The sequence below is a fragment of the Lysobacter antibioticus genome (assembly GCF_000731095.1).
Taxonomy (GTDB): domain Bacteria; phylum Pseudomonadota; class Gammaproteobacteria; order Xanthomonadales; family Xanthomonadaceae; genus Lysobacter; species Lysobacter antibioticus_B.
This window is the reverse complement of record NZ_JMTZ01000021.1, coordinates 114,220-133,279: the sequence shown is the minus strand read 5'-3', so window position 1 is coordinate 133,279 and position 19,060 is coordinate 114,220. Positions and strand designations below refer to the sequence as shown.

Sequence of the window (19,060 nt, the reverse complement as noted above, 5' to 3'; positions counted from 1 at the left end):
GTCATAGCTGCAGGTCGAGCAGCTCGTCGCTCAGATCGTCGTCGGTGATCGTCTGACGGATCTGCGCGTGATGCGCCTGCTCGCTCCATAACTCGAATTTGTCGCCCATGCCCAGCAAGACGGCTTTCTTCTCGATGCCGACCGCGGCGCGATGGCTGCCCGGCAGGGTGATACGGCCGTTGCCGTCGAGTTCGACGAACGCGGCCGCGCCGACCAGCTTGAGCTGCATGTTGCGGTTGACCTTCTTGGCCTTGGGCAGCTTGTTGACCTGGTCGCGGACGCGTTCCCAGATCGACAGCGGATACAGATAGAGAGAGCCCGACTCGAACGGGTTGTAGGTGATGACCAGGCGGTTGTCGCATTCACGCGCGACGACGTCGCGGTAGGCGGTAGGTACCGCCAGCCGTCCCTTGTCATCGATCGTGATGGCGGTTTCGCCCTGGAACATTGCGCACCTTTGCGGTTCCCGTCTCTACCGGACGGGTCACCTCGTTCATTCGCCCGGTTGGACGGCTGGCCTCGAAAACCCACAAAAACCCAGGTTTTCCCTCGGATGTCCACATTAGCAGGGTGCACAAGGTTGTCAACAACTTTCCGGGGCAAATTTCACCAAGCACATCAATGGCTTGCGGCGGACTTCAGAGTCTTATTCAAGACTTATCCACTAACCTTTGTTTCGTCTCACATTTTGAGACTCAGCACGTCACAAAGTGACCCTCACGCGATGGCCGTCACAGTTGTTAAAGTCCTGTTGCGAAGCAGCAAGCTGCGCCGATCAGCGCAGAAGGTCGGATTTGCGTGCACGATCAGCGGCAACTATCGGAACATCCACAAGCGAATGGACAGCCAATGGCTGCCGCATTCCGGCACCCGCCTGCCCCCGCAAATCAGCGAGACGATCGCGCCGAGACGGGCCGCCCAGGCCCTCCACCTGCCCATCCGTCAGGCCCCTGCACCAGGCCCCGAAGAGCAAGGTCCGCAGGGCAATAGCCGAATCCGAGGCACGCCCACCCTCACCCCAGCCCTCTCCCGCACACGGGAGAGGGAGCCAAGCCGCAGCATTGAAGCGACGCAACAACGCCCGTCCACCCTCGTTACCGAGAACCCCCTTTAGTAAAGGGGGCGCCCCGAAGGCGCGGGGATTTGGGTGCACATAGCGGGGCCCGAAATTTGCAACGCAAATTTTGGGGTTCACAGGGCGTAGCCCGGAGAACGCCGCCCCGAAGGGGCGGGGATTTGGAGATGCATAGCGGAGGCCCAAAATTTGCCCTGCAAATTTTAGGGTTTTCCAGGCGCAGCCTGGAAAAGCGCGAAGCCGGCCGATAAGCCGGGTTCTGTCGTGGACAGTCATTCCTCTAGGCGCAACGTCGCCGTTACGCTCAAGCAACCTACCCGGAGACATCGCGGGCCGCGACATAGTCTCCCTATTTGGTTTTGCTCCCGGTGGGGTTTGCCGTGCCGGTCTGTTGCCAGACTCGCGGTGCGCTCTTACCGCACCGTTTCACCCTTACCACGCACCCTTGCGGGCCGTTCGGCGGTCTACTCTCTGTTGCACTTTCCGTCGGCTTGCGCCGCCCAGGCGTTACCTGGCACCGTGCCCTGTGGAGCCCGGACTTTCCTCGGCACCGGATCTTACGATCCGATGACGCGACTGCCTGGCCGACTCCGCACCGGCATTGTCGCACGCGCCGGGCCGAATCGCCGGCGCGCGGTTAAATTGGCGGAAACCACGTCATCCCACGGCAAGGATCGGCCGCCCTCATGCAAAGCGACGACCCCGAAGATCATTACCCGCTGTATCCATTGGGCATGCTGCGCCGCCATGGGCTGACCGGCGCTGAGGATTTGGCCGAGCGTCTGCCCGCATGGAGCGAAAGCGAACTGCGCTCGGCCTTCTGGCCGGCCTATCGCTCGATTCGTGAAACCGAAGCCGAGTTGGAGCGCTGCTTCGGCATCGACGGCGGCGAACACGTCCTGCAGCTCAACGGCCAGCCGATCTTCGTCTCGGAAGACATCTGGAACTTCCAGGTGCGGGCCGGCCCGGAGCTGATGAATGCACTGGTGGCCGCGCTCGAACGTCAGCGCGCGGCGTCGCCAGACACAGCGGCGCCTTAGTCGCCGCTGCCGTACAGGGCTTTGCGCGGCGCGCCGCTGAGTTCCGCGGCCACTTTCGCCGCCGTCGACGGCGGCAGGTGCTCTTTCAGTTTGGCGTACAGGCGCAAACCTTCGACCACCTTGGCGTCGGCATCGTCGCCGGCGCCCTCAACCATCACCACGAACTCGCCCTTGCGCTGGTTCGGGTCGGCCTTGACCCGCGCGGCCAGTTCGCCGAGCGAGCCGTCGAGCACGGTCTCGAACAACTTGGTCAACTCACGCGCCAGCACCGCCGGCCGCTCGAAGCCGAACACGTTGACCATGTCGTCGAGCGTTTCCTCGATGCGATGCGAGGATTCGTAGAACAACAAGGTCTGCGGTTCGGCGGCGAGCCGGGTCAGGCGTTCGCGCCGGGCCGCACCCTTGGCCGGCAGGAAACCTTCGAAACTGAACCGATCCGAGGCCAGGCCGGCGACGCTGAGCGCGGCGATGGCGGCGCAGGCGCCGGGTACCGGCGAGACGCGGATGCCGGCTGCGCGCGCCGCGCGCACCAGGCGGAAGCCCGGGTCGCTGACCAACGGGGTGCCCGCATCGGACACCAAGGCCAGCGAATCGCCGGCCTGCAAGCGCGCCACCAACTGCGCCGCCTGCTGTTCCTCGTTGTGCTGATGCAGCGCCAATAACGGCCGTTCCAGGCCGAAATGCGCCAACAACTGACGGGTGTGGCGCGTGTCCTCGGCGCAGATCGCCGCGACCGTGCGCAAGGTGTCGAGCGCACGCGGCGACAAATCGCCGAGGTTGCCGATCGGAGTTGCCACAATATGAAGGGTGCCGGAGGTCTGCATCGTACGGTTACGGTAAGGGCGGGTAGAATCCTAACCGGTCCCACAGGAACGCCGCTGGACGGCGGATGCAAGCCGATGAATCAAAAGAAAAACCGGCCCGCGATGACATGGATGTTCAGCCTTCTGGCCGCAACCGCCCTGCTCGGCGGCTGCGCCACGGTCGAAACCCGTCCGGTCGCGGCGATCAACGCGGCCAATCCGCTGATCGCCCAGGCGGCCCACCTCGCCCGCAATAACGCCAGCCTCAGCGGCGCGGCGCGGACCGAGAACGAACAACAGATCGAACGCCTGCTATCGCAACTCGACAACGCCGCCCTGGCGCGCGAAGCCGATGCCGTGCCGGTCGGCGATCCGCTCTACAACTACCTCGGCCGCCAGCTGATGCAGCGCGGCCTGCCCTTGCCGCGCCCGTTCGACCAGACCTCGAACTGGAGCTTCAGCGGCGCCGGCCAGCGTCCGCCGGCCGAAAGCGACGGCTACCGTCCGCCGGTCAAGCTCGCGGTGTTGCTGCCGCTGACCGGTGCACTGGCGACCGCTTCGGCGCCGGTGCGCGACGGTCTGCTCGCCGGCTATTACGGCGAAAGCCGTCGTCGCCCCGAAATCGTCTTCTACGACACCTCCGGCACCGCCGGCGGCACTCTGGCCGCCTACGACAAGGCCGCGGCCGCGGGCAACGACTTCGTGATCGGCCCGCTCGGCCGCGACGAGGTCAGCGCCCTGTTCAGCAAGACCGTCCTGCCGGTGCCGGTGCTCGCGCTCAATCGCGGCAACGTCGCTCCGCCCAGCGGCAACGTCAGCTTCTCGCTGACGCCCGAGGACGAAGGCATCGCCGCGGCCGACTACCTGCTCGAGCGCAAGGTCGTGCGCGTGCTCGCCATCGGCGGCGGCGACGAAGGCCAGCGCCGCGCGATCGCCGCACTCAAGGAACGCCTGGCCGCACGCGGCGCCCAGGTCACCGACACCGTCGGCGAAGGCACCGCCGACCTGGCGCCGTTCGTGGCCAAGGAAGGCGGCGTCGATGCCGTGTTCCTGGCGACCAAGGGCAGCGCCGCACGCACCCTGATTCCGAAGCTCGCCCTGGTCGGCTTGGCCGACAAGCCGCGGGTGGCTACCTCGCAACTGCTGTCGGGCACCGGCAAGCCGGAGCAGGACCGCGTCCTCGACGGCATCGCCTTCCCGTCCGAGTCCTGGACCAGCGGCGGCGTGCGCGGCTTGCCGCCGGCCGTCGGCGCCGCCGCGACCCTGCCGACCGCGCGCGGTCCAGGCGCGCGCCTGTTCGCCTTCGGTTACGACGCCTGGTTGCTGTCGGCCTACCTCGAACGCCTGGCCACCCGCTCGGACGCGTTCGTTTCCGGCGCCACCGGCGTGCTGCGCATCGACGGCTTCGGCACCGTGCTGCGCACGCCGGCGTGGTCGACCTTCAGCAGCGGCGTCGCGGTGCCGCTGGCGGATGCCTCGCGCCGCTGATCGCACCCCAGGCCCGACGCCGCCGGCGTCGGACCGGCGCGCGCGCGGCGCCGCGGTCGAAGCCGCCGCGCGGGCGCATCTGCTCGCCGCCGGCCTGCGCGAAGTCGCGGCGAACGCCAACTACCGTTTCGGCGAACTCGACCTGGTGATGCTCGACGGCGCCGTGCTGGTGTTCGTCGAAGTGCGTTACCGCCGCGACGACCGCTACGGCGGCGGCGCGGCCTCGGTCGACGCCCGCAAGCGCCGCAAGCTGGTGTTGGCGGCGCAGAGTTTCCTCGCCGCCCATCCCCGCCTCGCCGACGGCGCCTGCCGCTTCGACGTGGTCGAGGCCGACGGCGATCCCGCCGCGCCGCGCCTGAACTGGTTGCGCGACGCCTTCCGCGCCGACGATCTCTGAGACGACTGCCCGATGCCGACCGTGATGACCCATGCCGTGGTACCGCTCGCCCTGGGTTGGGCGCTCGGGTCGCGGGTAATCGACCGCCGCCTGCTGGTCGCCGGCGCGCTCGCGGCGATGTTGCCGGACGCCGACGTGGTCGCCTTCAAGCTCGGCATCGCCTATGCCGACGACTTCGGCCATCGCGGCGCCAGTCATTCCTTCGCGTTCGCCATGCTGATCGCCGCGCTCGGTGCGCTCGCCGCGCGTTGGTTGCGTGCGCCGCCATGGACCGCGGCCGCGTGGTTGTTCGTCTGCACCGTCTCGCATCCGTTGTTGGATGCGCTGACCGACGGCGGCCTCGGCGTCGCCCTGTACTGGCCCTGGTCGGACCAACGCATCTTCGCGCCGTGGCGGCCGATCGAGGTCTCGCCGATCGGCGCACGCTTCTTCAGCGCGCGCGGCCTCGAAGTACTGTGGTCGGAAGCGCGCTGGATCGCCCTGCCCGCGCTCGCGGTCGGCCTGCTCGGCGCGACGATGCGGCAGTGGTTGCCGCGTTCGGAACGCGCGCAATGACCGCCCTGCCCGACGAACTGCAACACGAGTTGTCGGGCCTGCTCGGCGAAGCCTGGTTGACCGATCCCGGCGAACGCCTCGCTTACGCCTACGACAACTCGCGCCGCCACGCCATGCCCGATGCGGTGGCGCTGCCGCGCACGCGCGAACAGGTGCTCGCGTTGGTGCGCGCCTGCCGTCGCCACCGCGTGCCGGTGATCGCGCGCGGGCGCGGCACCAACACCACCGGCGCCTCGGTGCCGGTCGCCGGCGGCGTGGTGGTCTCGTTCGAGCGCATGAACCGCATCCTCGAGATCCGTCCGGGCGACCGCTGCGCGATCGTCGAGCCCGGCGTGCTCAACGGCGATCTGCAGGCCGCGCTGAAGTCGCACGACCTGTTCTGGCCGCCGGACCCGACCAGCGCCGCCTTCAGCACGGTCGGCGGCAACCTGGCCTGCAATGCCGGCGGGCCGCGCGCGGTGAAGTACGGCGCCAGCCGCGACAACGTGCTCGCGGTGACCGCGGTGACCGGCGCCGGCGAACTGATCGTCTGCGGCACTGCGACCACCAAGGGCTCCACCGGCTACGACCTGCATCGCCTGCTGGTCGGCAGCGAAGGCACCCTGGCCTTGATCGTCGAGGCGAGCTTGCGCCTGACCCCGGCGGCGCCGGCGCGCGCGGCCTTGCGCGCGATCTACCGCGACGTCTCGGCGGCGGCGCAAGCGGTGGCGCGGCTGATGGCGCAGCCGGTCACTCCGTCGATGCTCGAATTCATGGACGCGCGTGCGGTGCAACTGGCACGCGACGTCGGCGGCGCCGATCTGCCCGCGCAGGCCGGCGCCTTGCTGATGATCGAAGCCGACGGCGACGCGCAGACCCTGCCGCATTCGATCGCCGCCTTGAAACGCGCGGCGCAGGGCGAGGGCCTGATCTCGCTCGACGACGCCAGCGACGAAGCCGCGCGCGAAAAACTCTGGGCCGCGCGCAAGGCGCTGTCGCCGTCGCTGCGCACGCTGGCACCGGGCAAGATCAACGAAGACGTGGTGGTGCCGGTGTCGCGCATCCCCGAGCTGGTCGACGGTGTGCAGGCGCTGGCGCGCGAGTTCGATCTGCCGATCGTCTGCTTCGGCCATGCCGGCAACGGCAACCTGCACGTCAACCTGCTCTACGACCCTGCCGACGATGCGCAGAACGAGCGTGCCCACGCGGCGATGTCGCGGGTGTTCGCGCTCGCCCTGGCGCTCGGCGGCACCTTGTCCGGCGAGCACGGCATCGGCCTGGCCAAACGCGAGTTCATGCCGCAGGCCGTCGATGCGGCCACGTTGGCACTGATGCGTCAGTTGAAAAGCGTGTTCGACCCCGACGGCATCCTTAATCCGGGCAAGCTGCTGCCCGACGCATAGCGCTGCGGCTAAGGCGTGCGGCCGCGAGATTTCGTCGATTGACTGCCGACGGCGCGCTTGAGGCTCACGCCTCGCCGCTTACAGCCTGCGCACTCCGGGCAAGCCGCTGAAATACGCGCCGACCTCGCCTGCATTCGCCTCGACCTGTCCTGGCCTGCCGGGCGCGCCGACCGGGCCGGAACGGCCGGAGAACCCATTGCGGCCGGTCCTCCCGCTACTGCCGCCGGCCCCGCTGCTGCCGCCGCTGCCCTGGCTGCCGGCGCTGCCGCTGCGGCCGCCCTCGCCACCCGGGCCGCCCGCGACATCGAACCGCAGCCACTGCGCCAGCTCGGGATAACGCCGATCGTAGGTCAGCTCGATCCGGCCGCCGCTTCCTCCGATGCCGCCGGGTGCGCCATCGCCACCGTCGCCACCGTCGCCGCCATCGCCACCGGAACCGCCGTTGCCGTTGTTACCGAAGCGGCGCTTCTCGCTTTGCTCCCGCGCGCCTTCGCCCCGGCCGCCATCGCCGCCGCGACCGCCACTGCCGCCGTTTCCACCTGCGCCACCGAGGCCGCCGGCCGCAACCAAGGTCAGCGGACGGTCGGCAGGCGCCAGCACGAAGTCGTCGAAATCGCCGGTCACCCGCACGGCGATCAACTTCGGATGCGAGCGCGTGCTCACGTAGGTGGCGTACATGCGCAGTTGCGGTCCCTCGTAGCCCGGACCGCCGCGTTCGCCATCGTCGCCGTCGCGAGCATGATCGCCGTGCTCTCCATCGACGCCGCTGCGGCCGTCGCGACCGTCGGAACCGCTGCTGCCGTCGCGACCTCGCTCACCCGGTCCACCGGGCGTGCCGACGCTGACGATGCAACCGTAGTCGGCGAGGTAATGCCGCGACTGCGCCAATTGCGCCCGCGGATGCAGCAATCGCGTGGATATCGCGAAACCGCTGTCCACGCTCGCCAGCACGTCGGGATTGGGCGTGAACCACCCCATCTCGTCGAACCGGCCATGCGCGCTCGAGAAAGCGAAGTTGCGGAAATCCAACATGCCGTTGCGGCGGGTACCGGTGCCGCCATGCCAGGTTTCGTAACCGGCCGGCGCCGGCTCGCGCGCCAGCCGTGCGGTGACGGCCACGTGCATCTGCACCGGCTGGCGCGGGCAGATCGTGCTCACGCCGGGGCCGATGTCGGTTTCCATCGCGCTGACCTGGGCGTCCTGCAACTGGATCGTGTTGATGCCGGCGATCGAACGTACCGCGCCGCAGCCGCTCGCCACGGCGCCGATCGCCAGGGCCAACGCGATATTGAAGCCGGTCGCGACACCGCCGGTTCGCTCCGATTCCAGGGTGAGCAGATCGCGTTCCGGAGCGGAGTGGCGCATGAGCGAAGGCTCGGTTGAGAAGGTGCGCCACCCTCGCACTCGGGCGATTAAGCGGGTCTGAACTTTTTAGTAATGCGACCTGAGCGATGTCACACACTCGCCTCATGATCAGCCCGGCGCGCAGCGGCTGCGGCGCAAAAACGAAGAACGATCAAGCGAAGTGTTGGTATCCCTTCCGGGCCGGTGTCCACACCGAGCCATCGCTCGTGTGCACACGCACCGCGCACTCCGCACCCGCTTGCCGCGCTTCGATCCGGCCGATCACCCGCGCCGCCGAATCGACCCGGCTCAAGGCCTGTTCTATCGCCGCGCGTCGAGCCGGCGGCGCGGTGAAACACAGCTCGTAATCGTCGCCGCCGCTCAGTTGCAAGGCCCTGCGGGCGTCGCCGGCGCAGGCCGCGGCCAAAGCGCGCGACACCGGCAACGCATCGGCGTCGATGCAAGCGTCCACGCCGGACGCCGCGCAAACATGGCCGAGGTCGGCGAGCAAACCGTCGGAAACATCGATACCGGCATGGGCCAGGCCGCACAAGGCACGGCCTGCGCTCACCCGCGGTGTGGGCCTGTGCAGGCGTTCGAACAATCGCTCGGCATCGGTGTGCGCGTCGCCGTCGTTGCGGCGCACTTCGTATTCGCAGTACGGCGCGATGCCGGCCAAGGCCAGCGCCGCGGCGGCATCGCCGAGCGTGCCGGTGACCCAGACCTCGTCGCCGGCCTGCGCACCATCGCGGCGCAAAGCCGCGCCGGGCTCGACGAAACCGAGCACGGTCACGCACACCGACAAGGGGCCGCGGGTAGTGTCGCCGCCGACCAGGGCGACCCGGTGTCGGGCGGCGAGTTCGACGAAGCCATCGAGAAAACCATCGACGAAGGCCTCCGTCGCGAAGCCGGGCTCGGCCGGCAAGGACAGCGACAAGGTGCACCAGGCCGGGCTCGCGCCCATCGCGGCGAGGTCGGACAGATTCACCGCCAGCGACTTCCAGCCGATGCCGGCCGGCGCCGCATCGTCGGCGAAATGCACGCCACGGTTGAGGGTATCGGTAGCGACGACCAATTGTTGGCCGGCAGGCGGCTGCAACAAGGCGGCATCGTCGCCGATGCCCAGCACCACATCGTCGCGCGGCGCCTGGCCGGCGCCGATGCGGGCGCGAATGCGGGCGATCAGGTCGAACTCGGCTGCGCTCATCGCGGTCTCATCGCGCTCTCGTCCGGGCGCGGGCGTCGCCTGGGCGACGCCCGGATGGGTGCGGAATCAGCGCTTCTTCGACGCCCCGAATTCGGTCGCGCGCCAATCGGCGGCGGCATGATCGAGCACGCCGTTGACGTAGGTGTGGCCGTGCTCGGCGCCGAAGCGCTTGACCGTTTCGATCGCCTCGTTGATCACCACGCGGTACGGCACATCGAGACGATGGCGCAGCTCGTAAGCAGCGATGCGCAGCGCGGCGCGCTCGATCGGGTCGACCTGTTCGACATCGCGGTCGAGGAACGGCGCCAGGGCGACGTCCAACTCCTCCTGGTGCTTGTCGACGCCGCGCACCAGGTCCTCGAAGTAATCGAGGTCGGCGACTTCGTGGGCCTGCTCGTGGGCGAACTGGCCGATCACGTCGTTGACCCGGGAACCCGACAGCTGCCAGGCGTACACGGCCTGCAAGGCGCGGCGGCGGGCGCGCGAACGCGCGACCGGATCTATTCCATCCTGACGACGGCGGTTCATGGCAATTGCCCCAGCAGATGGCTCATTTCGAGGGCGGCCAGCGCCGCTTCCTCGCCCTTGTTGCCGTGATTGCCGCCGGCGCGGGCCTCGGCATCCTCGTGACGTTCGACCGCCAGCACGCCATTGGCGATCGGCAGGCCGTAGTCGAGCGACACGCGCATCAGGCCGTCGGAACAACCGTCGGCGACTTGTTCGTAGTGACGGGTATCGCCGCGCACGACGCAGCCGAGCGCGACCACGGCGGCGTGCCGGCCGGCGACGGCCAAGCGGGCGGCGACCACCGGCAATTCCCAGGCGCCGGGGACGCGGACCACGTCGATGGCGTCCTCGGCGACGCCGTGCTCGGCGAAGGTCTTGCGGGCGCCGGCGACCAGGGTGTCGGTGATGCGCGGGTTCCAGCGGCTGGCGATGATGGCGTAGCGCGCGCCCTCGGGGCTGCGCAGGTCGCCTTCGTAATGGGGCATGAGGGGAAATCGGCTGGACGAAAGGGGTAGTTTAACGGCTGGGGGCCGCCGGTGCCGGAGGACGGAACGCTCAAGTCCGTTGCCTCGGGCCGGCGCGGCACGGAATCCACGCCTGCGATGGGCCGGCCGCCGCGAGCGGCCGCCGGCCCCAGGCCTGAAGCCTCAGCCCAGCTTGGCGATGTCGACGTACTCGACGACTTCCAGGCCGAAGCCGGCCAGGCCGATCTGCCGGCGCGGGGTGCCGAGCACACGCAGCTTGCCCAGGCCGAGGTCGGCCAGGATCTGCCCGCCGGCGCCGTTGCGGCGCCACTCGGCTAATGCATGGCCGCGGGTCGGCACCGGCACGACGGTGTGGGCCGCCTCGTCGCCGCCGGCGCCATCGTGCGCGGCTTCGGGTGCGGCCTCGCGCACCCGCGCCAGCAGGCTGTCGGCGTCGGCGTGATCGGCCAACACCACCAACGCGCCGCTGCCCTCGCGCGCGATCGCCGCCAGCACGTCGCCGACCGCCGGACCGAAGTCCGGCCGGCGCCAATGCAGCGCATCGGCGAGCGGGTTCTGGATGTGCACGCGCACCAGCGTCGGCACGTCGGCATCGGGCTCGCCGCGCTGCAGGGCGAAGTGCAAGGCATGGGTCAGGCGGTCGCGATAGCTCAGCAGGCGGAACGGCCCGTGCTCGGTGTCTATGGTGCGCGCATCGACGCGCTCGACCGTGTGCTCGGTGGCGAGGCGATAGCGAATCAACTCTTCGATCGAACCGATCTTGAGCCCGTGCTCGGCGGCGAACGCCTCCAACTGCGGGCGCCGCGCCATGCTGCCGTCGGCGTTGAGCACCTCGACCAGCACGCCGGCCGGTTCCAGGCCCGCGAGCAGGGCCAAATCGCTCGCCGCCTCGGTGTGGCCGGCGCGGCTGAGCACACCGCCGGGCTGCGACATCAGCGGAAAGATGTGACCGGGCTGGGCCAGGTCGGAGGGCTTGGCATCGGGGCGCACCGCGGTGCGCACGGTGTGGGCGCGGTCGTAGGCCGAGATGCCGGTGGTCACGCCTTCGGCGGCCTCGATGCTGACGGTGAAATTGGTGTGGTGCGAGGAAGTGTTGTCGCGCACCATCGGCCCCAGGCCGAGTTGCAGACAGCGCTCGCGCATCAGCGACAGACACACCAGCCCGCGCGCATGCGTGACCATGAAGTTGATGTCGGCCGGGCGCACCAGTTCGGCGGCCATGATCAGGTCGCCTTCGTTCTCGCGGTCTTCGTCGTCGACGATCACGACCATGCGGCCGGCGCGGATTTCCTCGAGCAATTCGGGGACGGTCGCGAAATTCATGCAGCGGCTCCTGCGGCAAAGGTGTCGACGCGGGCGCCGAGCAGGCGCTCGACGTAACGCGCGACCAGGTCGATTTCCAGGTTGACCGCATCGCCGACCGCGGTCTGCGCGAACGCGGTGTGCTCGACGGTGTGCGGGATCAAGGCGACCTCGAAGCCTTCGTCGTCGACTTCGTTGACGGTCAGGCTGACGCCGTCGACGCAGATCGAACCCTTCTTGGCGATGTAGCGCAGCAGCGATGCCGGCGCGCGGAAGCGCCAGCGCTGGGCGCGTGCGTCTTCGTGCACGCTCAGCACCGCGCCGACGCCGTCGACGTGGCCGCTGACCATGTGCCCGCCGAGGCGATCGGTCGGGCGCATCGCCCGCTCGAGGTTGACGATGGCGCCGTGCTTGAGCGCGCCGAGCGTGGTCAGCGACAAGGTCTCGGTGGAGGCATCGGCCTCGAACGAGCGTTCGTCGAACGAAATCACGGTCAGGCAGACGCCGTTGACGGCGATGCTCTCGCCGAGCTTGGGCGCGCTGAAATCGAGGCTGCCGGTGGCGATGCGCAGGCGCACGTCGCCGCCGAGGTCTTGGCTGGCGGCGAGCGAGCCGACGCCTTCGATGATGCCGGTGAACATCAGCGGATCTCCTGGCGGAGCGCCGCTGCGGTGTCGCGATGGAAGTGGGTCATGAAACGTTTCCCGCATGATGGTGAGCGAAAAACGCCTCAAGGCATGGCCAACGCACGACCCGCGGCGTCGCCGCGGGTTCGGTCTCCCTGCTCTTGCGAGAGGAGTCGCGCGTAGCCGTCTTCTTTCATCCGGACTGTGACCGTCGGCTCCGGCATCGGACCGGATCTGCTGACCCTCCGCGCCGGGTCCCGAATCGGAACCGCGGCCCGAAGGCGCTCGCGGGCTCGCGCGTAACCGCGCCTACCGCCGGTGGGGAGTTTCGCCCCGCCCTGAAGACGTTACGTAATGAAGCGCCGGCGAACCGGCGGGCGCAGTTTAGCACCCGGGTCGCGCCGGGCCGGTTGTCCGCCGCGGTCGGCTGCGGATGCAGTGTTCCGCCCATGGCGCTGCGGCCATGCCCGACCTGGCCGGACCTGGACGACATGGGCTTCAGGCATACTCGTAAGAAACGCTCGGATTTCCGGCCCTGCCCGCGGCATCCGCCAGACCGCGCCGGCCTCGGCAGCCCGCCACGCCTCCCCGCCTCGCTCCCGCCCCGGCGTTCAGCCCGGCTTGCGGCGCAAATGCAGGAACAGCGGCCATTGCAGGGTCCGTATATCGCCCGAAGCGCCCCAGGCCGCCGACAGCGCCGGCCTGTGACGCGCGACCGGGTCCTCGCCGGTGGCCGCGCGGCAGCGCGCCGTCGCCGACATGCTGTTCAAATAACCGAGAAAGCGCCGCAGCCCCCACTCCGCCTCCAGCCACAGCGCCGGCGCCGGCAAGGCCGGGAACGGCCATTCGTAGCCGGCATAACGCTGTTCGATCTGGACCCGCTCGGGCGGCCAGTACTCCTCGATCTGCTCGCGGAAGTCGGCGACCGCACCGACCATGCCTTCCGGAGCCAGGAAATCGCAGTAGCCCCAGGCCGCGAGCACGCCGCCGGGCGCCAACACCCGCTCGCACTCGGCGAAAAAACGCTCGCGCTCAAACCAGTGCAGCGCCTGCGCGACCGCGATCAGCTGCACGCTGGCGTCGGCCTGGTCGGTGCGCTCGGCCGGTTCGATCGCCAGGCTGACGTTGCCGCTGCCGCGCAGGGACGCGTCGTGCGCCCAGTGTTGTTCGATCTGTTGCGCGCTCGGCTCGGTCGCGTGGACCTGGGCGAAGCGCGCGGCCAGGCCGCGCGTAGCCTGGCCGCTGCCGCAACCGGCTTCCCAGACCCGCGCCGTCGCCGGCACTTGGGCCGCGATCAGGTCGAACAAGGCCTCGGGATACTCGGGCCGCGCCGCCGCATAGGCGCCGGCGAGCGCGGAGAAATGATCCTTGAAGGCGTTTTGATTCATGGGAGGTGAGGAGTGAGGAGTAAGGAGTGAGCAGAGCCGAAACGCGGCGAGCTTTTCGCCCGGTCCCGGCTTCCGCCGTCGAGCTTGCATCACCCAAGAGAAGCAGGAAGTGAGGAGGGAAAAGTCAGAAGTGAGTAAAACGGACGCCCCCGGGCTTGCGCTCACTCCTCACTACTCACTCCTGGTTCCTAGCTCCCCCCGCCGCGGCTGCAACAGCACGCGAGTGTCCTCGCCGATGCGGCGCACGTCGACCAGGTCGAGGCGCAGTTTGTCCTTCATCGCTTCGATGCCGAGCCCGTCGAACAAGGGCCGTGCGCTCTCGCCGAGCAAGACCGGTGCGACGTACAGCAGGACCTCGTCGACCCAACCGCCGGCGAGGAAGGCGCCGGCCAGGGTCGCGCCGGCTTCGAGCTGGATCTCGTTGACGCCGCGCTCGGCGAGCAGCTTGAGCACCGCTTCCAGGTCGATCCGCCCCTCGCGCATCGGCACCGCCGCATGCTGGGCGGCGAAGCCGCGCGGCGGCTTGGCGTCGGGCGCATGCAGGTACAGGGTCGGCGCATCGCCTTCGCGCACACGGCCGCGCGCGACCGTGGCCAGGCCCGGATCGAGCACCACCCGCAAGGGCGCGACGAAGGCGGTGTCGTCGCCGAGGCGCACGGTCAGCGAGGGATCGTCGGCGAGCACGGTGCCGGCGCCGGTCACGATCGCACCGGCGCGCGCACGCCAATGCTGCACGTCCAGGCGCGAGGCCTCGCCGCTGATCCACTTGGATTCGCCGCTGGCGAGCGCGCTGCGCCCATCCAGGCTGGTCGCCAGCTTGACCCGCAACCACGGCCGGCCGCGCTCGATGCGCGACAGGAAGCCGCGATTGAGCGCACGCGCCTGCGCTTCCATCAAACCGCTTGCGACTTCGATGCCGGCCGCCTGCAGTTTCGCGAAACCGGCGCCGTCCACCTGCGGGAACGGGTCGCGCATCGCCGCGACCACGCGGGCGACACCGGCGCCGATCAAGGCCTCGCTGCACGGCCCGGTGCGTCCGGTGTGGGCGCAGGGTTCCAAGGTCACGTAGGCGGTCGCGCCGCGTGCGCGCTCGCCGGCCGCGCGCAGCGCATGCACTTCCGCATGCGGCTCGCCGGCGCGCTCGTGCCAGCCTTCGCCGACCACCTCATCGCCATGCGCGATCACGCAACCGACCATGGGATTGGGCTTGGTGGTGTAGGCGCCTTTCTCGGCCAGGCGCAACGCGCGGGCCATGTGGAGGTGATCGATGGCGGTGAATGCTAGGGTCATGGTGCGCGCTTGAAGTGGGTGGCGTCGGGGAAATCGGAGATCAGACTGCGGTCGGCCTGCACGGTCAGCGTCATCACGCCGCCTTCGGCCGCGCCGGTGGCCTGCGCGTCGAACTCGATCAGGTACAGCAGCTTGGTCGGGTCGTCCACCGTCAGCCAGCGTGGCGTATCGGGCTGCTCGGGGAAGCGTACGCCGATCGCCTTCACCGCGGCGTCGGCGGGCAAGGCGTCGAACTCGAACTCGCCATCGGCGCCCTGCACTGCGCTTTGCTCGACCACTCGGCCATCGGCCAATCGCAGCATGGCCTTGGCATCGCCCACCGCCAGACCATAGCGCGGCTCGTAAACCTTCAGCCGCAGCGTTTCGCCGGGCCTACGCGGCCGATGCGCCCACCAAGCCCCCGGCGGCAGCAGACCCGCGTCGACGGCCTGCTGCAGGGTGCCGATGCCGTCGCCGCGCACCTCGTTCAGATCGGCTTCGGTCAACGGCGGCGGCAGCTTGCGCCGGAGTCCGTTCTCGCTGTCGGGCGCGCGCTCCACCAGCACGACGGTTTGCTCGCTGCGTTGCCAGCAGCCGGCCACGTCCATGCCGGGCATCGGCACCTCGCGCATGCGGAAGCTGCCGTCCCGGTTCAACTGCAGGCGCGGCGCCGTCTTCGCTTCGATACCGGCATAAGCCCCCGCCAGCGCCGCGTCGGCCGGTTCGCAAGCGGCGACGGCGGAGTTCGCCGGAAGCGCGAAGCACGCGATCACGGCGAGCGCATTGGCGTAAACCGCAGGGCTTCGGCGTCGCGTGGATCGATCGGCGCCGGTCTGCACGACCGCGGCCCTGATGCCATCTCGCGTGGCGGTCCCATCGTTCATCGCATCCTCCTGCAGACACTCAATGCCGCACATAACGGCCGGGTATTCGGGGTGCGATCAGATCGCCGCCGTCCTGGGTCAGGATGAGTTGTTCGAACGAGGCGGGCATCGCCGCGGCGGTGTCCAGGCGTATCGCGAAAATGCGGCCTTTGCTTTCGTCCAGCGCCAGGGTTTCGCGCGGACGGTCGGCGGGTTGCAGGATCGCCTGGACGAGTCGCACGCCGGGACGCCGCACCGCCAGGGCCCAACCGCCCGGGCTGGTTTCGGTGCGCTCGCTGCGGCCGTCGGAATACACGAACTCGACGCCGATCCCCTGGGCCCGGTAGCCGCGCTGCGGGTCGCCGATCACGAGCGCATAGCCGCCGCGCCCATCGGCCTTGGCCGCCGGGTCGAGGCAGCGTTCGCGGTCGAATCGCGGAGCGGGCTGCTTCGGCATGGCGCGGCCCGCGGCCGCGTGCAGTGCGCCGACTTGCTCGAGCCGCTGCAGATAGGTGCGCACCGCGATATCCGCCGCGACCTGACTGTCTTCGAGCGTGCCGTCTTCAAGCGCACCGTCTTGTTCTGCGCCGTCTTCTTCAGCGCCCGCCGCAGCCGCTGCAGCCGAGGCCGCATTGCTCGGCGGCGGCGCTTGCCAGGCTTTCGGCTTCGTCTGCGCAGCCGTCGCTTCCAGCGCCAGCCGCGATTGTTCGAGCGCCGCCAGCGCCGGCGCCAGCGAGGCTTCGGCGGCGCTGCGGCCCGCGCGATCGGCCGGATCGGCCTCGGGCAAGCTGGCCGCAAGCAACTCGGCATATTCCGAACCGGACCGGTAGGTCTTCAAGTAACCGCAGGCTTCCTCGATCAAAGCGTCTTGCCGTTCTACCGCGAACTCCTCCAGGCGCTTTTGCGCGTCCGGCGTCCAGGCCACGACCTGGTCGAGCGAGAACACCGTCTGCTCGCGCGCGGGCGCTTGCACGCTCAGCACGATGCCGTTGCCGCCGACGTTCCACTGGCCGCTGGCCGACTCGACCATCAAGCCGTAGCTGAGGCTCCATTGGAAACGTCCGTCGGGCTCGAGCACCAGCTCCGAACCGGCGTCGTCGGCGCCTTCCAGGTAATAGTGGCCGGCCAGCGCCGCGCGCTGCCGCTCCTCGATCGGATCGGTCGGATCGGTCGCGAAGGCCCAGCACGGCAGCAGGGCCAGCATCAACAAGGCGGGCAGCAGTGCGGATCGGTATGCCTTCAACATGCGCGAACTCCCTTCGCCGCGTAACAATGGCCCGCGTCGGCCGATGCGCTCAGCGCCTCTTCTTGTCCGGACGCGGCTCGTCCTCGCCGAGCAAGGGCAGTTGCCCCTCGCCCGGTATGTCGCGTTCGAGCCGGTCGAGCTCTTCGCGGAAATCGGCGACGTCCTCGAACGAGCGATACACCGAGGCGAAGCGCACGTAGCCGACGTGATCGAGCTTGCGCAGCTCGGCCATGACGAACTCGCCGACCCGGCGCGAAGCGAGTTCGCGCTCGGCGGTCATGCGCAGTTGGTGGACTACCGCGCGTACCGCCGATTCGATCTGTTCTTCCGAGACCGGCCGCTTCTGCAGGGCGCGGTCGAAACCGGCGCGCAGCTTTCGCGCGTCGAAGGCCTCGCGGCGGCCGTCGCCCTTGATGATGACCGGCAGCTTGAGTTCGATCGTCTCGATCGTGCTGAAACGCTCCCCGCAAGCCTCGCAGACGCGACGGCGGCGGATCGTCGCGCCGTCGTCGGACACCCGCGAATCGATGACGCGGGTGTCCTGGTGCTGGCAGAAGGGGCAATGCATGGGCTAGGAATGAGTTGAAAGGAGTGAGAAACGAGTGGAAAAGCCGAAGGTTTGACCACTGTCCTCTGAACCTGCGATAAGAACAAGCCACGAGGCAGTTGTTCTTACTCGTTCCTCACTCTTCATCACTCGTTACTCGCCTTCAGCCGTACACCGGGAACTGGGCGCACTGCTTGGTCACGTTCTCGCGTACCCCGGCAATGACCTTTTCGTCCTTCGGGTTGTCGAGCACGTCGCAGATCCATTCGGCCAGGGCGACGCAATCGGCTTCCTTGTAGCCGCGGGTGGTGACCGCCGGGGTGCCGATGCGCAGGCCCGAGGTCACGAAAGGCTTCTGCGGGTCGTTCGGCACGGCGTTCTTGTTGACCGTGATGTGGGCCAGGCCCAGCGCGGCTTCCGCGTCCTTGCCGGTGATGCCCTTGCCGATCATGTCGACCAGCATCAGGTGGTTCTGGGTGCCGCCGGAGACGATCTTGTAACCGCGCGCGGTGATGGTCTTGGCCATCGCCTGGGCGTTCTTGACCACCTGCGCTTGGTATTCCTTGAATTCCGGCTCCAGCGCTTCCTTGAACGCGACCGCCTTGGCCGCGATCACGTGCATCAGCGGACCGCCCTGGATGCCCGGGAAAACGATGCTCTGCAGCTTCTTGACCAGGTCCTCGGACGGGTCCTTGGCGACGATGATGCCGCCGCGCGGGCCGCGCAGGGTCTTGTGGGTGGTCGAGGTGACGACGTGGGCGTGCGGCACCGGGCTCGGGTAGACGCCCGCGGCGATCAGACCGGCGACGTGGGCCATGTCGACGAACAGGATGGCGCCGATCTTGTCGGCGATGGCGCGGAAACGCGCCCAGTCGACGACCTGCGAATAGGCGCTGAAGCCGGCCACGACCATCTTCGGCTTGTGCTCGACCGCCAGGCGCTCGACTTCGTCGTAATCGATCAGGCCCTGGTCGTTGACGCCGTACTGCACGGCGTTGAACAGCTTGCCGCTGGCATTGACCTTGGCGCCGTGGGTGAGGTGGCCGCCGTGGGCCAGGCTCATGCCGAGGATGGTGTCGCCCGGGTTGAGCAGGGCGAAATACACCGCCTGATTGGCCTGCGAGCCCGAATGCGGCTGGACGTTGGCGTAGTCGGCGCCGAACAGTTCCTTGACGCGGTCGATCGCCAGCTGCTCGGCGATGTCGACGAATTCGCAACCGCCGTAATAGCGCTTGCCCGGATAGCCCTCGGCGTACTTGTTGGTCAGGACACTGCCCTGGGCTTCGAGGACGCGCGGGCTGGCGTAGTTTTCCGAGGCGATCAGCTCGACGTGGTCTTCCTGGCGACGGACCTCGGCGGCGATGGCCTGGGCGAGTTCATCGTCAAATCCGGCAATACGGGTGTGGCTCGGGAACATTACGCGGCCTCGGGAGGGGAGAGTACGGACGGGAGGGAGGGGGAACCTCGCATCAGGCCGGGCCGTGTGGATCCGCGGGCGGGCTTGACGTAAGACTTGAAATGTTAGCCTAGGGGCGT

Annotated in this window: 19 protein-coding genes, 1 other RNA gene and 1 riboswitch; of the genes, 5 read left to right on the top strand and 15 right to left on the bottom strand. The window is 68.8% G+C overall.

Annotation, left to right across the window (positions count from 1 at the left end):
- Position 1 precedes the first annotated feature (1 nt).
- Both mraZ and rnpB read right to left on the bottom strand, forming a co-directional pair.
- Positions 2 to 448, bottom strand: a complete 447-nt coding sequence (mraZ, locus tag EX88_RS0108595; RefSeq protein ID WP_031371591.1) for a division/cell wall cluster transcriptional repressor MraZ — start codon at positions 446 to 448, stop codon at positions 2 to 4.
- A gap of 859 nt (positions 449 to 1,307) precedes the next feature.
- Positions 1,308 to 1,667: RNase P RNA component class A (rnpB, locus tag EX88_RS24435), an RNA gene on the bottom strand.
- A 94-nt stretch (positions 1,668 to 1,761) separates the two neighbouring features.
- On the opposite strand from rnpB, the gene EX88_RS0108590 reads away from it, so the two are divergent.
- The gene (locus tag EX88_RS0108590; protein ID WP_031371590.1) at positions 1,762 to 2,115 is read left to right on the top strand and encodes a hypothetical protein; all 354 of its coding nucleotides are present in this window, start codon (positions 1,762 to 1,764) and stop codon (positions 2,113 to 2,115) included.
- Here the strand turns inward: EX88_RS0108590 and rsmI are convergent.
- Positions 2,112 to 2,939: a 16S rRNA (cytidine(1402)-2'-O)-methyltransferase gene (gene rsmI, locus EX88_RS0108585; RefSeq protein ID WP_031371589.1), complete on the bottom strand. Its 828-nt coding sequence runs from the start codon at positions 2,937 to 2,939 to the stop codon at positions 2,112 to 2,114. The two genes, EX88_RS0108590 and rsmI, sit on opposite strands and share 4 nt — an antisense overlap.
- Positions 2,940 to 3,050: 111 nt before the next feature.
- Here rsmI and EX88_RS0108580 point away from each other — a divergent pair, with 111 nt between their 5' ends.
- The 4 genes from EX88_RS0108580 to EX88_RS0108565 are packed head-to-tail and all read left to right on the top strand — an operon-like array spanning position 3,051 to position 6,740.
- Complete coding sequence (locus EX88_RS0108580) at positions 3,051 to 4,406, top strand: penicillin-binding protein activator (RefSeq protein WP_235186221.1); 1,356 nt, start codon at positions 3,051 to 3,053, stop codon at positions 4,404 to 4,406.
- Positions 4,390 to 4,803 (top strand): YraN family protein, encoded by a 414-nt coding sequence (locus EX88_RS0108575; RefSeq protein ID WP_031371587.1) that lies wholly within the window; start codon positions 4,390 to 4,392, stop codon positions 4,801 to 4,803. The genes EX88_RS0108580 and EX88_RS0108575 overlap by 17 nt, the downstream gene beginning before the upstream one ends.
- A 12-nt stretch (positions 4,804 to 4,815) precedes the next feature.
- Positions 4,816 to 5,358 carry a metal-dependent hydrolase gene (locus EX88_RS0108570; RefSeq protein WP_031371586.1) on the top strand — a complete coding sequence of 181 codons (543 nt, stop codon included), beginning with the start codon at positions 4,816 to 4,818 and terminating at the stop codon, positions 5,356 to 5,358.
- Positions 5,355 to 6,740: an FAD-binding oxidoreductase gene (locus EX88_RS0108565; RefSeq protein ID WP_031371585.1), complete on the top strand. Its 1,386-nt coding sequence runs from the start codon at positions 5,355 to 5,357 to the stop codon at positions 6,738 to 6,740. Before EX88_RS0108570 ends, EX88_RS0108565 begins: the two co-directional genes overlap by 4 nt.
- A gap of 78 nt (positions 6,741 to 6,818) precedes the next feature.
- On the opposite strand, the gene EX88_RS25850 is transcribed toward EX88_RS0108565, so the two are convergent.
- The 12 genes from EX88_RS25850 to glyA form a co-directional block, all read right to left on the bottom strand.
- Positions 6,819 to 8,105 carry a collagen-like protein gene (locus tag EX88_RS25850; RefSeq protein ID WP_051884757.1) on the bottom strand — a complete coding sequence of 429 codons (1,287 nt, stop codon included), beginning with the start codon at positions 8,103 to 8,105 and terminating at the stop codon, positions 6,819 to 6,821.
- 151 nt (positions 8,106 to 8,256) lie between these two features.
- Positions 8,257 to 9,291, bottom strand: a complete 1,035-nt coding sequence (gene thiL / locus EX88_RS0108555) for a thiamine-phosphate kinase (protein ID WP_031371583.1) — start codon at positions 9,289 to 9,291, stop codon at positions 8,257 to 8,259.
- A gap of 66 nt (positions 9,292 to 9,357) precedes the next feature.
- Entirely contained in the window at positions 9,358 to 9,819 is a 462-nt protein-coding gene (gene nusB, locus EX88_RS0108550) for a transcription antitermination factor NusB (protein WP_031371582.1), read from the bottom strand.
- Positions 9,816 to 10,283, bottom strand: coding sequence for a 6,7-dimethyl-8-ribityllumazine synthase (ribH, locus tag EX88_RS0108545; RefSeq protein WP_031371581.1), 468 nt, complete (start codon positions 10,281 to 10,283; stop codon positions 9,816 to 9,818). Before ribH ends, nusB begins: the two co-directional genes overlap by 4 nt.
- A gap of 162 nt (positions 10,284 to 10,445) precedes the next feature.
- A complete protein-coding gene (gene ribB / locus EX88_RS0108540; RefSeq protein WP_031371580.1) occupies positions 10,446 to 11,606 on the bottom strand; it encodes a 3,4-dihydroxy-2-butanone-4-phosphate synthase in 1,161 nt (386 codons plus the stop codon).
- The gene (locus EX88_RS0108535) at positions 11,603 to 12,226 is read right to left on the bottom strand and encodes a riboflavin synthase (RefSeq protein ID WP_031371579.1); all 624 of its coding nucleotides are present in this window, start codon (positions 12,224 to 12,226) and stop codon (positions 11,603 to 11,605) included. Before EX88_RS0108535 ends, ribB begins: the two co-directional genes overlap by 4 nt.
- A 166-nt stretch (positions 12,227 to 12,392) precedes the next feature.
- A riboswitch (FMN riboswitch) is annotated at positions 12,393 to 12,561 on the bottom strand.
- Between the two features lie 261 nt (positions 12,562 to 12,822).
- Positions 12,823 to 13,599 carry a class I SAM-dependent methyltransferase gene (locus EX88_RS0108530; RefSeq protein ID WP_031371578.1) on the bottom strand — a complete coding sequence of 259 codons (777 nt, stop codon included), beginning with the start codon at positions 13,597 to 13,599 and terminating at the stop codon, positions 12,823 to 12,825.
- Positions 13,600 to 13,770: 171 nt separating this feature from the next.
- Entirely contained in the window at positions 13,771 to 14,889 is a 1,119-nt protein-coding gene (gene ribD / locus EX88_RS0108525) for a bifunctional diaminohydroxyphosphoribosylaminopyrimidine deaminase/5-amino-6-(5-phosphoribosylamino)uracil reductase RibD (RefSeq protein ID WP_031371577.1), read from the bottom strand.
- Complete coding sequence (locus EX88_RS0108520) at positions 14,886 to 15,707, bottom strand: hypothetical protein (RefSeq protein WP_152566171.1); 822 nt, start codon at positions 15,705 to 15,707, stop codon at positions 14,886 to 14,888. The genes ribD and EX88_RS0108520 overlap by 4 nt, the downstream gene beginning before the upstream one ends.
- Positions 15,708 to 15,771: 64 nt before the next feature.
- Entirely contained in the window at positions 15,772 to 16,977 is a 1,206-nt protein-coding gene (locus tag EX88_RS24415; protein WP_051884755.1) for a hypothetical protein, read from the bottom strand.
- A gap of 49 nt (positions 16,978 to 17,026) precedes the next feature.
- A complete protein-coding gene (gene nrdR, locus EX88_RS0108510) occupies positions 17,027 to 17,545 on the bottom strand; it encodes a transcriptional regulator NrdR (protein WP_031371574.1) in 519 nt (172 codons plus the stop codon).
- Between the two features lie 142 nt (positions 17,546 to 17,687).
- A complete protein-coding gene (gene glyA, locus EX88_RS0108505; protein WP_031371573.1) occupies positions 17,688 to 18,941 on the bottom strand; it encodes a serine hydroxymethyltransferase in 1,254 nt (417 codons plus the stop codon).
- Positions 18,942 to 19,060 lie beyond the last annotated feature (119 nt).

Bases quoted from the DNA above. Each gene is read 5' to 3' on its own strand.
- mraZ (WP_031371591.1), bottom strand. From the start codon at position 448: ATGTTCCAGGGCGAAACCGCCATCACGATCGATGACAAGGGACGGCTG.
- EX88_RS0108590 (WP_031371590.1), top strand. From the start codon at position 1,762: ATGCAAAGCGACGACCCCGAAGATCATTACCCGCTGTATCCATTGGGC.
- rsmI (WP_031371589.1), bottom strand. From the start codon at position 2,939: ATGCAGACCTCCGGCACCCTTCATATTGTGGCAACTCCGATCGGCAAC.
- EX88_RS0108580 (WP_235186221.1), top strand. From the start codon at position 3,051: ATGTTCAGCCTTCTGGCCGCAACCGCCCTGCTCGGCGGCTGCGCCACG.
- EX88_RS0108575 (WP_031371587.1), top strand. From the start codon at position 4,390: ATGCCTCGCGCCGCTGATCGCACCCCAGGCCCGACGCCGCCGGCGTCG.
- EX88_RS0108570 (WP_031371586.1), top strand. From the start codon at position 4,816: ATGCCGACCGTGATGACCCATGCCGTGGTACCGCTCGCCCTGGGTTGG.
- EX88_RS0108565 (WP_031371585.1), top strand. From the start codon at position 5,355: ATGACCGCCCTGCCCGACGAACTGCAACACGAGTTGTCGGGCCTGCTC.
- EX88_RS25850 (WP_051884757.1), bottom strand. From the start codon at position 8,105: ATGCGCCACTCCGCTCCGGAACGCGATCTGCTCACCCTGGAATCGGAG.
- thiL (WP_031371583.1), bottom strand. From the start codon at position 9,291: ATGAGCGCAGCCGAGTTCGACCTGATCGCCCGCATTCGCGCCCGCATC.
- nusB (WP_031371582.1), bottom strand. From the start codon at position 9,819: ATGAACCGCCGTCGTCAGGATGGAATAGATCCGGTCGCGCGTTCGCGC.
- ribH (WP_031371581.1), bottom strand. From the start codon at position 10,283: ATGCCCCATTACGAAGGCGACCTGCGCAGCCCCGAGGGCGCGCGCTAC.
- ribB (WP_031371580.1), bottom strand. From the start codon at position 11,606: ATGAATTTCGCGACCGTCCCCGAATTGCTCGAGGAAATCCGCGCCGGC.
- EX88_RS0108535 (WP_031371579.1), bottom strand. From the start codon at position 12,226: ATGTTCACCGGCATCATCGAAGGCGTCGGCTCGCTCGCCGCCAGCCAA.
- EX88_RS0108530 (WP_031371578.1), bottom strand. From the start codon at position 13,599: ATGAATCAAAACGCCTTCAAGGATCATTTCTCCGCGCTCGCCGGCGCC.
- ribD (WP_031371577.1), bottom strand. From the start codon at position 14,889: ATGACCCTAGCATTCACCGCCATCGATCACCTCCACATGGCCCGCGCG.
- EX88_RS24415 (WP_051884755.1), bottom strand. From the start codon at position 16,977: ATGTTGAAGGCATACCGATCCGCACTGCTGCCCGCCTTGTTGATGCTG.
- nrdR (WP_031371574.1), bottom strand. From the start codon at position 17,545: ATGCATTGCCCCTTCTGCCAGCACCAGGACACCCGCGTCATCGATTCG.
- glyA (WP_031371573.1), bottom strand. From the start codon at position 18,941: ATGTTCCCGAGCCACACCCGTATTGCCGGATTTGACGATGAACTCGCC.